At 46.0% G+C, this 15836-nt stretch carries 19 protein-coding genes and 3 riboswitches; of the genes, 1 reads left to right on the forward strand and 18 read right to left on the reverse strand.

Annotated elements, in window-relative coordinates:
- Positions 1-78 precede the first annotated feature (78 nt).
- A riboswitch (cobalamin riboswitch) is annotated at positions 79-270 on the reverse strand.
- Between the two features lie 112 nt (positions 271-382).
- A riboswitch (cobalamin riboswitch) is annotated at positions 383-574 on the reverse strand.
- Positions 575-654: 80 nt separating this feature from the next.
- From Ga0451573_RS03760 to Ga0451573_RS03785, 6 genes are all read right to left on the reverse strand, one after another.
- A complete protein-coding gene (locus Ga0451573_RS03760) occupies positions 655-846 on the reverse strand; it encodes a CooT family nickel-binding protein (RefSeq protein ID WP_231682537.1) in 192 nt (63 codons plus the stop codon).
- Positions 839-1264 (reverse strand): DUF3842 family protein, encoded by a 426-nt coding sequence (locus tag Ga0451573_RS03765; protein WP_231682538.1) that lies wholly within the window; start codon positions 1262-1264, stop codon positions 839-841. The genes Ga0451573_RS03760 and Ga0451573_RS03765 overlap by 8 nt, the downstream gene beginning before the upstream one ends.
- Complete coding sequence (locus tag Ga0451573_RS03770) at positions 1261-1566, reverse strand: PDGLE domain-containing protein (protein WP_231682539.1); 306 nt, start codon at positions 1564-1566, stop codon at positions 1261-1263. Before Ga0451573_RS03770 ends, Ga0451573_RS03765 begins: the two co-directional genes overlap by 4 nt.
- A 10-nt stretch (positions 1567-1576) precedes the next feature.
- Positions 1577-2215 carry an energy-coupling factor ABC transporter permease gene (locus Ga0451573_RS03775; RefSeq protein WP_231682540.1) on the reverse strand — a complete coding sequence of 213 codons (639 nt, stop codon included), beginning with the start codon at positions 2213-2215 and terminating at the stop codon, positions 1577-1579.
- Between the two features lie 465 nt (positions 2216-2680).
- A riboswitch (cobalamin riboswitch) is annotated at positions 2681-2862 on the reverse strand.
- 83 nt (positions 2863-2945) lie between these two features.
- Positions 2946-3167, reverse strand: coding sequence for a spore coat protein (locus Ga0451573_RS03780; protein WP_231682541.1), 222 nt, complete (start codon positions 3165-3167; stop codon positions 2946-2948).
- Between the two features lie 33 nt (positions 3168-3200).
- Complete coding sequence (locus Ga0451573_RS03785) at positions 3201-3416, reverse strand: hypothetical protein (protein WP_231682542.1); 216 nt, start codon at positions 3414-3416, stop codon at positions 3201-3203.
- A 210-nt stretch (positions 3417-3626) separates the two neighbouring features.
- Here Ga0451573_RS03785 and Ga0451573_RS03790 point away from each other — a divergent pair, with 210 nt between their 5' ends.
- Positions 3627-4043 carry a DUF2935 domain-containing protein gene (locus Ga0451573_RS03790; protein WP_231682543.1) on the forward strand — a complete coding sequence of 139 codons (417 nt, stop codon included), beginning with the start codon at positions 3627-3629 and terminating at the stop codon, positions 4041-4043.
- Here the strand turns inward: Ga0451573_RS03790 and Ga0451573_RS03795 are convergent.
- From Ga0451573_RS03795 to deoC, 12 genes are all read right to left on the reverse strand, one after another.
- Positions 4014-4637: a DUF4179 domain-containing protein gene (locus tag Ga0451573_RS03795; RefSeq protein WP_231682544.1), complete on the reverse strand. Its 624-nt coding sequence runs from the start codon at positions 4635-4637 to the stop codon at positions 4014-4016. The two genes, Ga0451573_RS03790 and Ga0451573_RS03795, sit on opposite strands and share 30 nt — an antisense overlap.
- A gap of 314 nt (positions 4638-4951) precedes the next feature.
- Positions 4952-5107, reverse strand: coding sequence for a type II toxin-antitoxin system RelE/ParE family toxin (locus Ga0451573_RS20160; protein WP_337833071.1), 156 nt, complete (start codon positions 5105-5107; stop codon positions 4952-4954).
- On the reverse strand, positions 5104-5409 hold the full coding sequence (locus tag Ga0451573_RS03805) for a type II toxin-antitoxin system RelB/DinJ family antitoxin (protein ID WP_231682545.1): 306 nt from the start codon (positions 5407-5409) through the stop codon (positions 5104-5106). The genes Ga0451573_RS20160 and Ga0451573_RS03805 overlap by 4 nt, the downstream gene beginning before the upstream one ends.
- A 195-nt stretch (positions 5410-5604) precedes the next feature.
- Positions 5605-8265 carry a pyruvate, phosphate dikinase gene (gene ppdK / locus Ga0451573_RS03810; protein WP_231682546.1) on the reverse strand — a complete coding sequence of 887 codons (2661 nt, stop codon included), beginning with the start codon at positions 8263-8265 and terminating at the stop codon, positions 5605-5607.
- A gap of 43 nt (positions 8266-8308) precedes the next feature.
- Complete coding sequence (locus tag Ga0451573_RS03815) at positions 8309-9130, reverse strand: pyruvate, water dikinase regulatory protein (protein ID WP_231682638.1); 822 nt, start codon at positions 9128-9130, stop codon at positions 8309-8311.
- Positions 9131-9227: 97 nt separating this feature from the next.
- On the reverse strand, positions 9228-9866 hold the full coding sequence (gene ccpN, locus Ga0451573_RS03820) for a transcriptional regulator CcpN (protein ID WP_231682547.1): 639 nt from the start codon (positions 9864-9866) through the stop codon (positions 9228-9230).
- A 178-nt stretch (positions 9867-10044) separates the two neighbouring features.
- The gene (gene glyS, locus Ga0451573_RS03825) at positions 10045-12126 is read right to left on the reverse strand and encodes a glycine--tRNA ligase subunit beta (protein WP_231682548.1); all 2082 of its coding nucleotides are present in this window, start codon (positions 12124-12126) and stop codon (positions 10045-10047) included.
- Complete coding sequence (gene glyQ / locus Ga0451573_RS03830; protein WP_231682549.1) at positions 12119-13006, reverse strand: glycine--tRNA ligase subunit alpha; 888 nt, start codon at positions 13004-13006, stop codon at positions 12119-12121. The genes glyS and glyQ overlap by 8 nt, the downstream gene beginning before the upstream one ends.
- Positions 13007-13562: 556 nt before the next feature.
- A complete protein-coding gene (locus Ga0451573_RS03835) occupies positions 13563-13991 on the reverse strand; it encodes a DUF4342 domain-containing protein (protein ID WP_231682550.1) in 429 nt (142 codons plus the stop codon).
- Between the two features lie 63 nt (positions 13992-14054).
- On the reverse strand, positions 14055-14828 hold the full coding sequence (gene recO, locus Ga0451573_RS03840) for a DNA repair protein RecO (protein WP_231682551.1): 774 nt from the start codon (positions 14826-14828) through the stop codon (positions 14055-14057).
- A 1-nt stretch (position 14829) separates the two neighbouring features.
- Positions 14830-14985: a YqzL family protein gene (locus Ga0451573_RS03845; RefSeq protein WP_231682552.1), complete on the reverse strand. Its 156-nt coding sequence runs from the start codon at positions 14983-14985 to the stop codon at positions 14830-14832.
- Between the two features lie 92 nt (positions 14986-15077).
- Complete coding sequence (deoC, locus tag Ga0451573_RS03850) at positions 15078-15773, reverse strand: deoxyribose-phosphate aldolase (protein WP_231682553.1); 696 nt, start codon at positions 15771-15773, stop codon at positions 15078-15080.
- Positions 15774-15836: the final 63 nt, after the last annotated feature.

Raw genomic sequence — 15836 nt, forward strand, 5'->3', positions numbered from 1 at the left:
CTAAAAAATCTCCCCAGAAATCTATGGAGAGATTAATATCAGGTATTCTCATACCCCACCCCCCCATCTGTCGTGGGTCCAGTGAACTTAGAACAAGCAGGTCTCCTGACTCAGGTTCACCACCCCTCTGCGCCTTCCCGGAAAATTTCCAGTGGCATTCTGCAGAGAGGCTCCCCTATACAGTGGCGGGACCGCGCCGGACTCACACCGGCTTCCCTTTTAAGCCCTCCTCCTGGTGGAGGCAGAGGCACTCATTCAATACATTTATTTGATTTTTGTGTGTTTAGCCTGTTCAGTGGCAGGAAAGAACGAAACTCCCTACCCATGGCAGAGAGTTATATGTCAGGCATACCGAAAATCCAACCCTCCCATCCGTCGTGGGTCAGTGATCTCAGAACAAGCAGGTCTCCTGACTCAGGTTCACCGCCCCTCTGCGCCTTCCCGGAAAATTTCCAGTGGCATTCTGCAGAGAGACTCCCCCATACAGTGGCGGGACCGTGCCGGACTCACACCGGCTTCCCTTTTAAGCCCTCCTCCTGGTGGAGGCAAAGGCACTTATTCTGCTTATTTTGTAGTTTTTTTGTTATTCCGCTTTGATATAATTATTGTAGCATGACAAAGACTGCCATGTCCAGAAGATTTTGTATTTGATGTTTACTCAGTTTTCTCCAGGATAATTCTGTGGTTCACCAGGGCCATTTCCTTAATCCTTGCCCTTACCAGCTTTTGCTGCCCAAAAATGTTTTCCAACAGAATGCCATCTTCACGTGAAACAACTTTATCCACACTCTCCAGAAACAGCTCCTCAACACCGTCTTTTAAGATATACGCATTTGCCTCACACACCTGTACCCACCTCCAAAATCTTCTTAACTTCATGCACCGCAGCCTCAACCAAGTGCGGCAGCGGTTCTTCCCTAATCCTGACTATTTTCACACTGCTTCGGGTCAATGGAAGTAATATTTTCTGCGCACTGCTCCCGACTACAGCTTCAGCCATAGGTGCCGTAAATTCGCCAAGCATGGAATTTGGCATGATGATATTGATTGTACCCATTATCAGGTCCGCTTTTGGGGAGTTGTAAACAACCGCCGCTTCACCGCTGGCCCCTTCATTGGCCCCGGCCTTTATCATCTGGGCAGCAGCCAGGGCATTTGTCCCCAGGGCAATTATCTCTGTATCCTCAGGAAGGTCTTTTCTGAGCCTTTCGACAATAACCCTTCCGATTCCTCCCCCCTGTCCGTCGATTACCGCAATTTTCACTGACGGCCACCTACACGGCGGGATTTCCTGATATATATTTTTCCGACCCCATACATCACAGCAAAAGTAATTAGGGTACCGGCCACACCTGCAAGGCTGCCGGCAGTAGTCTCATTTTTCACTCCGGGCATAACATAATCAGGCATGGGGGATTTAACCACTTGTTTTCCTTCACTAAGGTGAAGGAACCCTTTATCTTCAGCTACCCGTTCCAGACCATCAGGACTTGTGGAAGCAAAGGGAGAGAGAAAAGCCGCAATAGCCAGGGACACTAAGAGAGCTAAAAAAACACCTTTTTTCATATATATCACCTCACGCCTTCTGTTTTTGAAAAACCAGCTCGGATTTAACCTGGGTAAGATAGGCCACCACAACTGATGTTATCAGACCTTCACCTACACCGATCAGCACATGCCAACCCAGCATGGCAGGGAGAGCAATATTTAGGGTAACATAGCCGGAAAACACAATCAGAAGGGTCCCAACCACCGATGCCGCAATTGTTGAACACCAGCCAGCCAAAAAAGTTGCTCCCAGCACTCTGATCCGATCAGTTGATTTCCCTGCAAAAAGCCGATACACCCACCAGCCTACCCAGGGCGCCACAATTCCCATCAGCAGAATATTTCCTCCCAGCGCTGTTAAGCCACCGTCCAGGAAAACCAGGCACTGGATTATCAGGACTGTTGTCATTATCAGGACAGCGCTCCACGGTCCCAGCAGTATTGCTGCCAAGGCCGCTCCCAAAAGGTGTCCCGAAGTCCCGCCGGCGATTGGAAAATTTACCATCTGGGCTGCAAAGATAAATGCAGCCATAACACTCATTTTGGGTATCTGCCGGTCATCAAAAACCTTTTTAGTCCTGGCCACAGCCACACCTACCAAAGGAGCGCTTACTGCCAGAGATGCAGCTATCATTTTTGTATCAAGGAAACCATCAGGAATATGCATGTAAGTCACCTCCACAAAATTAAAAAACCACAAACACGGGATTGCTTCAGCAAACCTCCCGACCTTCGTGGCCTGATTGATAACTTATTATGTTTAAAATAAAACGCTGATATCTTATAATGTTTCTTTTGAACATCTTAAAATAATCATTTTAACATCTTACCATTAAACACAGTAACATGCATTCTGCATGCACGGACGACTTCTGCCGCCGGTAACTATATTATACTAAATTTATGTTTCTATAGCAATATGTATAATTCCTGCCGCATTCAGAAATTACCTCAAAAAAAAGTGGTAGAATACAGCTATTCTACCGGATTAGAGAATGGGTTTAACAATAACCTTCCTTAAGGAAGGAGATTGACTTAGCATTTTACCTGCACTAAAATTAAAATCCCCGCCACAGCGAGGATCGGTACTTTTTTGGTATAGTTTTAACATACCGTACCTTTCCTCGAAGGTCTCAGTGTCGTAATACAGGCAGGTCTCCTGACTCGTGAATTATCGTGGCTTGTACCTTCCCCGTTCCCGAAAAAACGAGTGGCATTTCACAAGACACTAATCACTTACAGTGGCGGGACCGCTCAGGACTTGCACCTGATTCCCTATTATCCCTGGTGGGCACCTGTATCAGCTATTGAATTTTTCACTTGTTAATTTTATCACATTCGATATACTCTGTCTACAGGATTTTATTAGGTTATGAAAATAGTCTGATTCCGCCTTATCAGCTAACCCCACCCATTTGGGCTACCAAATCTGCCACTTTTTCCTCACTTGCCAGAGAAAATGTGGCCATTTTTATAAATAAATCCCGGACAAAATCGTGGTGGACTTCCATGGCCATTGTTGTATAACAGGCAGCCGCATATGCGGAGTCTTTTTTATAATCATAAAGCATGTCCAGGTCTGTAAGTTCCCCCTGCCCAACCTCATACCTGTCTGTCATCTCATTTCTCCTTTCCGTTTACCCATAATTATTTTATACCAGCTTTGCCAGGCACTGTTTCAGGTCTTTTAATCCCGAGTGTAAAGCGTTTTCCTGCCCCTGAAAATACTTCTTTACTTTTATGTTATGTGCCTTTTCCTGGTACAGCTTTACCTTTCTGATTTCGAGTTCAACAGTCACAATTGCCTTACTGAGATAACCTTCATCCATGATGTTTTTCTTCATGTCCCTGTCAAGTAACAGACTCATTCGTTTCCCACCTTTTCGAATTTGGTTCCCCTACCCTAGCTACAGTTAGTATACTTAAAAATTCATTTGAATATCCGGAAAAAAGAGGTTAACCGTCTGCTCCGGCGTGGACGAGGTTTGAGGCAGATTCCCAACAATCACCTTCTCACTCCTCCCCCCATATAATAATATACTATTTACTCAATAATTAGGAAAACAGGGGGTTTTTTTATGCAATATTTTTACGGTGATAAGACTCCACTAAGGATACTAGATGAAATAGAGTTTTGGAAGCATCAGGAAAGTGAGCATACTGTAGTAATCCGCCAAATTGTCGAAAACCTGGAAAGTAATTTTGTGGAACAATTAAAAGATTGGGAACTAGCCCTTGCTCAAGCGGAAGGAGTTGCAGTCCGTTACACTGAAGCAGTTATCAGATCGAAGGGAATATTCAGCCCTGTTTTGTTGGAAAATATTAAACAGTTTACAATGTATGCAATCAATCAAAGCTTAAACTTTGTGGCTTTTTTAAATCAACTTACCGCGGAAAGCGAAGCAGTAAGGAATAACGAAATAGCGGTAGTAGTAATCAATCATATCCGTCGCGAATCTGAATATTTAATCGGAATCATTACGGCAACTTTGTAATTTTATATTTTCACTAATAATTTCTACATAACTATTGTCTTTAAACAAGCTTGGTAAAGTTATTAAAATCTCATTTTCCTTATCTATTGTATCATATTTGAGTTTTTCTACTCCTGAGGCATTGGTAATTACAGTATACCGCCCTATAGATAATATCTTATTCGTATCAGTCTTTATCATATACCCACTGTCTACAGCGGAATTACCTTGTCCATTTTTTTGCATATTTTCCATTTCAACCTTAAACTCTTCATATAACTTTTTATTTTCAGCAAGATATTTTTCATTTAAACTGTTTTCGAGGGCTTTATTTTCTAAACCATGTATTGAAGGCACTTTTATATCTGCATTGAATCGATCCTCGTTTACAGTATATTCTCTAAAAGTCAGCACCCTTACAATCCCACCTATGACCGGCACTTTTGTTAGTGCTGCTGCAAAGACTGGGCTGCTATTGACCCCTGCTGTAAGCAAGACAACGAAAATAGCTGCTGAAGCTACTGCTACACCAGTTTTTTTAATAAAATCCAATCCTTGTGGAATGGGGATCCGTAAGTACTCCTTTTTGAGTTGATTCAATCTTCTATATTGCATACTAAACCTCCAACGACTGGTATGCCATAGTTTACGGAAACCGGTGCTTTCGGCAGCGTTACAGCAAAAGGTATTCCGCCGGTCATGGTTGATCACATCTATAAATCACAAAAATATTTACTGATTAGGACGATTAAAATTGAAAATAGTTTTACAAAATTTACATATTCACACGTGCGTCATAACTTTTCCATACTTTATAGCAAAATGAAAAGAGCCAGGAATCACGTAACCGCTTGGCTACATCACTGGCACTGTACAAAACGTTTGTAATGATTACCCGCTCTTCTCTGATATGGAAGAATACAGAAAAGTTATCTACACGTATCAAGAGTTTCGATTGCGTCAGCTATCCTGTTATACTGTCCCATGGCCGCTTCCCGTGCCTGTAGTTGCTCTGCGATATAATTATAAATCTCCTCCATATCGGAAAATGCCTTATCCGTAATCTGAACTTTATACTGCTTCATGCATGCGTCTTCCGAAATCTCTTAAAGGCAGCAGATGCATCTTGTACATTACCTTTTTCGATATCGTTGTATCCTTCCTTTAACTTCGCATGAATTTCGTCCGTTGTCATCAAATCGGCGTTTACGGAAACCGGTGCTTTCGGCAGCGTTACAGCAAAAGGTATTCCGCCGGTCATAGAAATTTGCTTCAGATAAATATCTATCGCTGTGGACATAGGTATGCCGAGTTGTGAAAGGACTTCCTCAGCCTTTCTTTTTACTTCAGGATTAACTCTTAAATTTAAGGTCGTAGTTTTTTCCATGCTAATCATCTCCTTCTGATAATATTGTAACGCTTTTGTCGTTACGTTTCAATAAGGACTATGTTTTGCGAAAATTGTTAGAAAACTAATTCCTAACAAAAGGTGCGGAGTGAGTCCCCCGCCCTAACTAAAACTTGACAATTAACAAAGATAGGGTACTGTCTCTTAAAATTTCTAAAAGACAATACCCTTACTTTACTTCGTACTTACAGAACTTTCCCCGCCGGCGGCAGCCTGTGCAGAAGCCAGCCGGGCAATAGGCACACGGTATGGGGAACAGCTCACATAGTTCATACCAATCCGGTGGCAGAAACCTATCGAACTGGGTTCGCCGCCGTGTTCACCGCAGATTCCAACCTTGAGCGCCGGATTGGCTTGACGCCCCAGGTCTGTGCCCAGTTTAACCAGCTTGCCGACACCTGCCTGGTCCAGGACCACGAATGGGTTGTCTGTCAGGATCTTCTTATTGATGTAATCAGGGAGAAACTTGCCTTCAGCATCGTCACGGCTGAATCCAAGGGTTGTCTGGGTAAGGTCATTTGTGCCAAAAGAGAAGAAATCGGCTTGGGTGGCAATTTCATCTGCCGTAACAGCAGCCCTTGGCAGCTCTATCATAGTGCCGATATGGATATCGAAGTCAATGCCGTGTTCCTGCTGGACTGCTTTAGCAATTTCCACAGCCTGCTCCCGAAGCATTTTAAGTTCATTCACATGAATAACAAGTGGAATCATTACCTCCGGTTCTGCATCCACACCCTCTTTGACCAGTTGTGCAGTGGCCTGGTAAATAGCTTTAACCTGCATTGCATAAATTTCCGGGAAGGTTACCCCGAGGCGGCAGCCCCGGTGACCCAGCATCGGGTTAAATTCATGAAGCTGTCTTACCTTACGCAGAAGTTCTTCTTTCTCAGCAATGAGGTTTTTATCGCCGCCGGTACATTTAAGCTCAGTAATCTCCACCACCAGTTCCTCAATATTTGGCAGGAACTCATGGAGCGGCGGGTCCAGCAGCCGGATATACACCGGGAACCCTTCCATAGCTTTAAGGATGCCGTAGAAATCTCCCTGCTGTACCGGTAAAAGCTTTTCCAGAGCAGCTTCCCTGTCCTCAAGCGTTTCGGCAAGAATCATCTCCTGCACAACAGGCAGTCTGTCCTGAGCCATAAACATGTGCTCAGTGCGGCACAGCCCTATTCCTTCAGCGCCAAACTCGCGAGCTTTGGCGGCATCCTCGGGAGTATCGGCATTGGCCCTTACAGCCATAGTCCTAATGTCATCAGCCCAACCCAGCAGTTCCTGGAACTCGGGGGACAGTTCAGGGTCAATCATGGGAACAGTACCCAAAATCACCTGACCGGTGGCCCCATCAATAGAAACAGTGTCTCCTTCACGGACTACTGTGCCATTGACACTAAACAGTTTTTCGGCGTAGTTTATCTTAATAGCTTCACAACCGCAGACACACGGTTTTCCCATCCCGCGGGCAACGACAGCAGCGTGGCTGGTCATACCCCCCCGGCTGGTAAGAACACCCTGGGCAGCCACAATACCGTGAATATCGTCAGGTGTAGTTTCAGTCCGGACAAGGACTACCTTTTGTCCGGACTGGCCCTGCTTTTCAGCCTCATCGGCATCGAAAACAACGGTGCCGGAGGCTGCTCCGGGCGATGCCGGCAAACCTTTGGCGATTACTTCAAATTTAGCAGCAGGGTCAATCCTCCTGTGCAGAAGCTGGTCGAGAGCGCCCGGTTCAACCCGGAGGACCGCTTCATTCTTGTCAATCAGGCCTTCAGCCGCCATTTCAACTGCAATTTTGATGGCAGCATTGGCTGTCCTCTTACCATGACGGGTTTGTAATATGTAAAGTTTGCCTTTCTCAATGGTGAACTCTATATCCTGCATATTCTGGTAATGCTGTTCAAGGGTCTTGCAGATATCCACAAACTGCTGATAAATCACCGGCATTTCTTCCTGGAGTTTGCTAATCGGCTGGGGTGTCCTGATACCGGCAACCACATCCTCGCCCTGAGCATTGATAAGGTATTCACCATACAGCGCTTTTTCTCCGGTAGAAGGGTTACGTGTAAAGGCAACCCCTGTACCGCAGTCCTCACCCATATTTCCGAATACCATTGACTGGATATTGACCGCAGTCCCCAGGTCGTCGGGAATCTGGTTGAGCCTGCGATATACTATCGCTCTTTGGTTGTTCCAGGAGCCAAACACTGCCTGAACTGCCAGCAGAAGCTGCTGCATAGGGTCTTCCGGGAAGTCGTTTCCGGTTTCCCGTTTGACCACTTTCTTGTATGCGGCAACAACCTCCCTAAGGTCATCGGCATCGAGTTCAGTGTCGAAATGAACCCCCCGCTTTTCCTTCTGAGCATCCAAAACACTTTCAAACTTGTGGTGTTCCAAACCAAGAACAACACCGCTAAACATCTGAATAAAACGGCGGTAACAGTCAAGAACAAACCTTTCATTGTTTGTCGCTTTGACCATGGCCTCACATGTCTGGTCATTTAGCCCCAGGTTAAGGATTGTATCCATCATTCCGGGCATGGAAAACTTTGCCCCTGACCGTATTGAAAGAAGCAGCGGATTGGCGGCATCCCCAAAGTTTTTGCCAATTTTAGCCTCAAGACCAACCATTTTCTCTTTTATTTCTGCTTCAAGTCCTTCGGGCATCTTCCCACCTTGGGCATAGTAGTCGTTACAGGCCTCAGTTGTTACTGTAATACCTGTTGGCACGGGAAGACCAATATTGGTCATTTCTGCCAGGTTAGCTCCCTTCCCTCCCAACAAACCTTTCATATCTGCTTTACCCTCTTCAAAAGAATACACATACTTCTTCCCCATTGTCCTATCCCCCTCATTACATTAAAAAATATTTGATTATTAATTAGGTCTGGTGTCTGATAATTTCCAGAACCTTGCTAGCTGTTTCCTCAACGGCTTTATTGGATACATCTATTATCGGGCAACCTGCTTTTCGCATAATTCCATCAGCGTAATCCAACTCAATAAGAATTCGTTCCAGACTGGCGTAATCAGCTCCTGATTTAAGACCAAGGGTTTTTAAGCGTTCCTGCCTAATCTCATTTAAAAGCTCAGGCTTAATAGTAAGTCCGATAATTTTTTTCTTGGGCAGACTAAAAATTTCTTCAGGAGGCAATACTTCCGGAACCAGCGGAACGTTAGCCGCCTTGATGCTTTTGTGGGCCAGGTACATACAGAGCGGGGTCTTGGAAGTTCGAGAAACCCCTATAATAACTACATCAGCCCGCATTATGCCCCTTGGGTCCTTCCCATCGTCATACTTAACGGCGAACTCAATAGCTTCTACCTTCTTAAAATAATTTTGGTCCAGTTTATGCAACAGCCCTGCTTTCATTTTGGGAGCCCGTCCTGATATCCTCGTCAGGGCATCCATCATGGGACCAAGTATGTCGACAATGGGCACTCCTTTTTGCTCCGCCTCTTTAACCAAGGTCTCCCTAAGCTCTGGAAGCACAATAGTATAGGCAATAATTCCCGGAACATCTTTGGCTTCATTAACAATCTCGATAATATGTTCCGGGGTATTAACATAGGCGCTCAGCCTCATGTCAACAAAACCGGCATTAAACTGACTGACAGCGGCTCGAGCAACAAAATCTGCAGTCTCACCTACGGAATCAGATACAACAAAGACTACCGGTTGTTGTTCCTGTTTTGTTGTGATCAGTATCTCCTCCTTTTTTGCGTATTTTTAGTTTGCTCGCCCGTATTTTGTCATATCTCTTTTGTCACATCTCTTTTGTCACATCTCTGTATATTTGTCATTTCCCATGTCCCAGCTCGACAAAAAGGCGCGTAATCGTCGTTTTAGTAACCCGGCCAATAACTTCAAGCTCTTCATTCCCATCCCCGTTCAGCAAAACCCTGACTACAGGAAGGGAATCTACCTCCCTGCCAGTAAGCTTCTCAGCTGCAACCAGGATGGGTTCCTCCGGAGTTGTTGTTATCAGATTGGGCATCCTTGTCATAACTACACTTATAGGCATTTTATGTATATCTGCACCACCCATTGTCGCTTTCAGCAGGTCTTTCCGGGAAATAATCCCATCAAGAATCCCCCCTTCCCTGACAACAAACAGGGTTCCCACATCTTCCAGAAACATAGTAACAACAGCATCATATACCGTTGCATCTGCCTTAACGACAACGGGTACTGATTTCACGTCTCCGACAGTTATTTTCTGAATTGCTTCAGCAATAAAATTAGTGGGAGTCTTTCCGGCATAATAATACCCTACCCGAGGCCGTGCCTCCAAAATGCCGGACATGGTCAGTATCGCCAGGTCAGGACGCAGTGTAGACCTTATCAGGGACAGTTTTGCAGCAATCTTGCTGCCGGTAATCGGGCCTTCGTTCTTTACAATTTTGACAATCTTTTCCTGTCTTTTGGTAAGTTCCACATGCTCACCGTCTTTCCCGGATCAATTGTGTTATACTAATTATGAAATTACTCTTATTAATATACTATATTTATCCTTAATGTCCTCCTTTATGCCGCAAAAATCCTCTAAATTTATCCTCATTTCTCATAACCACGAATCAATCTATGAATTAACCTCTGAAAATATTACTTTCAGATCAGGCAACTATTTTTGTCAGGTCGGCAACTGCCCCGGTTAGCCCGGCAATATTCCTCAGCAGCGCCAGGCGGTTACTCTTGATTTTTTCATCATCAACCATAACCATTACACCTTCAAAGAAATTATCAATATGCTGCTGCAACAGGGCAAATCGCTGCAGGAACTGCCGGTACTGCCTTTCCTCAAGATAGATTTTCATTTCATCCTTTGCTTTTATAAACTCGCTATAAAGCTCTTTTTCTACATCCTCGGTAAACAATCCCGGATCAATGTCATCAGTTTCCGCATTTTTGGCCAGATTGGATACCCTTGTGTAAGCTGTCAGCAGCTTTCCGAAAATTTCCTGACTGCGCAGGTTAGTCAAAGCCTCAGCCCTGATGAGGGTACCTGTCAGCCTGTCATAGCCCACACTGAGTACGGCATCAATAACATCATAAGTAAACCCTTTGTCAGCAAATATATTTTTGAGACGCTGCCTAAAAAACTCCCTGACCTCCACCGCAGTTTCCTCGGCTGAAAGCTGGGCTTTGATACTGTCTGCATAACACTGGTATGACTTTTCAATTAGATTGTTAAGTGAGAAGTTAAGTTTCCCTTCAATAGCAATATGGCATATCCCCAGGGCCTGCCTTCTTAAGGCATAAGGATCCTGGGAGCCTGTAGGCTGGATACCTGCAGCGAAACACCCGACAATGGTATCGATCTTGTCGGCGATACTGATAATCGATCCTGCTGTTGTCTCAGGAAGAATATCTCCCGAAAACCGTGGCAGATAGTGTTCAAATACTGCCTGGGCTACTGATACTTTTTCACCGTTACTAACGGCATATTCCCTGCCCATAATTCCCTGCAGTTCGGGAAATTCGTAAACCATGTTTGTCACCAGGTCAGCCTTACACAGGTAAGCGCCCTGTTCAATGTCCTCCAGGAGGTTTTCTTCGTTTAGCCCCATTTCAGATGCAAGATACCTGCCAAGCGCTCCGATACGCTCAACTTTCTCAAAAACCGTGCCCAGACTTTCCTGAAAGACTATTTTGTTAAGTTTAGCGACATTATCGCGCAAAGGTGTTTTCAGGTCCTCCTCGTAAAAGAACTCAGCATCAGCCAGCCGCGCCCTGAGAACCTTTTCATTACCTTCTTTTACAGTGTCAAGGAAGGAATCGGTCCCGTTCCTTAGGGTAATAAACTTGTTCATTAGTATGCCTTTGGAGTCTACCACCGGAAAATAGCGCTGGTGCTCCCGCATGGGAGTTATTAGCACCTCTTTGGGCAGCCGCAGGTAATCCCGGTTAAATGTCCCGCACAATGCAGTGGGATATTCCAGCAGATGGGTAACCTCATCCAGCAGTTCATCATCTGGCAGCACTGCTCCGCCTTCACGTTCAGCAACTTTTAACACCTGATTCCAGATTTTTTCTCTCCGTTCCACGTGGTCTGCGATAACAAAGGCATCCTTTAGCCTATCCAGGTAGTCAGGAGCCTGATAAAGCTCAATTGGTCCCTGGGAAAGAAACCTGTGTCCATAGGTTAGCCGGCCTGATGCCAGACCCTCAATCTCAAACGGGATTACTGTATTGCCGAAAAGAGCCAGCAGCCACCTTATAGGCCGGGCAAAACGCATTTCCTGATTACCCCAGCGCATGGGTTTGGGGAAAGACAACCCATTAATCAATTCAAGGCAAAATCCCGGCAGGACACCGGCAGTTTCCTGTCCGGCCTGCCTTTTTTCAGCAAAGATATATTCTCCGTTGGGAGTTTCCTGGACTATAAGATCAGATACATTCACGCCCTGGCCTTTGGCAAAACCCTCTGCAGCCTTGGTGGGGCTCCCGCTTTCATCAAAAGCAGCCTTTTTGGAAGGCCCTTTGACCATATCCACAAAATCGTCCTGTTCCTCAGCAAGTCCGGTAATATACACTGCCAGACGCCTTGGTGTGCCATAAGCAGCCAGTTCATCACAGGCCAGCCGGTTTTCCTTTACCCACCTTCCGGCAATCTCCTTTAACTGGTTTATGGCTGAAGGCATAAAACGGGCCGGGATTTCCTCGGTCCCAATTTCCAGAATAAAGTCCTTAGCCATTGACCACACCTCCCTTTTTCAGCAGAGGATATCCCATCCGCTCGCGCTGTTCAACATATGCCTGGGCACAATGCCTGGCCATATTCCGCACCCGGGCAATATACCCCTGCCTTTCGGTAACACTGATAGCTCCCCTGGCATCAAGCAGGTTAAAGGTATGGGAACACTTCAGAACATAGTCATAGGCCGGAAGCACATAACCCTTTTCAATTATCCTTATAGCTTCTTTTTCAAACATGTTAAACATCTCAAACAACATCTCGGTATCAGCTATCTCAAAGTTATAATGGGAGTGTTCCACTTCTCCCCGGTGATGCACATCACCATAGGTAATATCTCCAACCCAGGTGATGTTAAAAACACTGTCAACCTTCTGAATGAACATTGCCAGCCTTTCCAGTCCATAGGTGATTTCGGCACAGACCGGCTTGCAATCGATTCCGCCGCACTGCTGGAAATAGGTAAACTGGGTTATTTCCATACCATCCAGCCAAACCTCCCAGCCAAGCCCCCAGGCCCCCAGGGTCGGTGATTCCCAGTTATCCTCAACAAACCTGATATCATGATGATCCGGATCAATCCCAATTGCCTTCAGACTATCGAGATATTGCTCAATTACATCATCAGGGTTTGGTTTCAGAATGACCTGGAACTGGTAGTAATGCTGCAGCCTGTTGGGGTTTTCGCCGTACCTTCCGTCTGTTGGCCTGCGGGATGGCTCAACATAGGCAACATTCCATGGTTCGGGCCCCAAAGCCCGCAGGAATGTTGCAGGGTTCATGGTTCCGGCGCCCTTTTCAACATCATAAGGCTGCTGTATGATACAGCCCCGGTCTGCCCAGAATTTGTTTAAGGTTAATATAATCTCCTGAAAGTTCACTCTATGTACCTCCTTTTAAAAAATGCCCTGAGTCCCTCGAAAATGAAATTCCCTTTAAGGCCAAGTTATTGCGCCCAAAACTTTTTGTTTTTTCCATCATTGTAGGCTCCGGAAATGACCGTTGCATATGGTGAGTTGTTGTACAAGATTTTCCTTGCAGTGCTGCCGTTATGAGTCTTGCTGCCCAACTCACTATATTACATTTTCGGTCATTTCAGGGAGTCTGCAAAGTTCAAAAAACCTCTCATCCCCGGCCTACGAGCCAGGGACGAGAGGTTATCTCCCGCGGTTCCACCCTGATTGGCCGGGTTTAACTCCGGCCCGCTTGAAAACAGGCAGGCTTTACTAACGGCGCTGTACCTTCAGGGCATACCCCGGTACTGATAACCGCTTTCCTCCTACAGCTCCGGAGTGCCTTATCCTGCCCCTGCTGCCGGTTTGCACCTGCCACCGGCTCTCTAAAAAACCGGGAATCAGTCTGTGTCTCCTTCATAGCCTGTCTTATCAAGTTATTAATACAAATACTTTACCAAAATTGCTTTCAAAAGTCAATCATTCACTGTCTGGGCCTGTTAATCGGGATTATCTTGGTATTTCCATCGGGTTTCTCCACTTCCAGGGTTACCTTGCCGGCAACTGCCGCCACTGTGCCTATGCCTGCCACAACTGCCAGCTGGGTACTGGCCAGAACTGCCAGAACGCCGATAGCCCCTGCAGTAGCCGGGAACTCTGCAATAGTCTTATCTTCCCGCTTAAGCCTGATCCGCGTACGGTTGCCCCGGTTTATGTAAGATTTGAGCTCACCGAATAATTCCTCACCCTTTTCCAGCCACCTGCTGCTGCACTCCCTTGCGGTCCGTTCCTCAGCCAAAACGATAGCCTCAACCAGGTCACCCCCGGCCTCTTCCAGGCATTCTTTAGCCTCACGATAGGAAATCCCCATACGTTCCCTGATTATATCAAGTTTCTCAAGTTCGTCACTCATATTGCCCCTCCTTTTTAAAGCGCTGCCCATAACTATCAAGGTAATTATTCATGTGTTCCGTAACTAGTATTCCCCGAATTCCCCTTTATTTTGCACTGATGCCAGAGATTGAATGAAGTCTGCTGACCTGATTCTCTTTTCAATTCTCTGACTAATATATTGCTGCATTATTTCACCAATTTCCCTTTTCATCTTTGCAGTCAGCCTGAGCACTCTCAGCCTTTTCAAATCCCATCTTGACAGCTGTTTCAGCATATTCAGTGTTCCCAGGGTACAGACTGCGGCCTCCGGGTCAGTGGAAGAACAGATGCCGCACAACCCGCCCCCCATGCTCGAACTGAAAGCCACCTGCGAACCCTTCAGCGAACTTCCGCAGTGAACACAGTCATCCAAGTGAGGCATATATCCCAGTAATCTCATAATCCTTACCTCAAAAACCCGGGTTACCAGTTCCGGGTCTTCAACAGTCAGCAAATGCAGGCACACCAGGGCAAGATAAAACAAATCTTCCTGGATTTCCCCAGAAACAGCAAAACCATCCAGAACCTCTGCCAGATAAGCGGCATAAGCCATCCTGTCCAGGTCACCCCTGATGCCCGCAAAGGACTCCTTGCCTTCACACTGGGTAATTGTGTCCAGGTTACGCCCCCGGTATAAGACAAAGTCAGCATGAGTAAAAAGCTGAATTAGCCCCCGTTTACGACTTTTGGGCTTGCGGCAGCCTTTGGCAATAGCCTGCACCTTTCCATATCCACTTGTAAGAATGGTAACAATCCGGTCAGCCTCACCATAATCACGCACCCTGATTATAATTCCTTCTGTTTGATAATCTTTCATCCTAATCCACACCGGTATTATCCAGATAGTCAAATCCTCTGTTCGGCAGCATCTCTTCTGCGGCTGATTCTGCAATGCCAAAATCTTTATACAGCAAATAGGCTCCAATATGTCCCGTAGTCCTAAATATTTCCCAAAGCGCTTCACTGGTTCTCATTTCAGCTCATCCCCTCTTATTAGGATTGCAACATTTTGTCCGGATCAGCATTATTTATCATCTCCGTAAGAGAAAAGGCGTATACTGGGGGGTTATTCCCATTCCAGTTCTTTCATGATAAGCACCCCGGAGCTGGTGCCAACCCTGGCAGCTCCCGCCTTGATCATGTCCATCGCCTGTACCGCAGACCGGATACCGCCGGCTGCCTTTACGCCTACAGACCGGCCAACGCTTCTTCTCATCAAGGCAACGTCTTCAGACAAAGCCCCGCCTGAAGCAAAACCTGTTGATGTCTTGACGAAATTTGCTCCAGCTGCTTCCGCAATTCTGCAGGCCTTAACCTTTTCTTCATTATCAAGGAGGCAGGTCTCAATTATCACTTTTAAAATCCCCTGGGGATTGACTCTTCTAACTGCCCGGACAACTTCAGATATATCGCTGCCGACAGCCTCATACCGCTTTTCCTTCAACATCCCTATCCCAATTACCATATCTATTTCATGGGCTCCTTCATTAGCAGCAGCAGCAGCTTCCCATGCTTTCATCCCGGTTGTGCAAGCCCCCAGTGGAAAACCTGCCACAGTACATACCTTAACCCCGGTTCCAACCAGCAGTTTGACTGCAGCGCCAACAAAAATGGGATTTACACAGACAGCTGCAAAACCATAATGAGCCGCTTCCTCACATAACTTGCGGATATCGGCGGTTGTCGCGTCAGGCCTCAGGATTGTGTGGTCAATATACCTGGCCATTTCACCGGGGCTTATAGAAAAATCTTCTGCAGCCATTTGTTCCTCCTCTGTTCCCTATAATCCATAAATCCGATTCTGTTCTTTTCTAGCATAGCATTT

Origin of the sequence: Phosphitispora fastidiosa (assembly GCF_019008365.1) — a bacterium.
GTDB lineage: Bacteria > Bacillota > Thermincolia > Thermincolales > UBA2595 > Phosphitispora > Phosphitispora fastidiosa.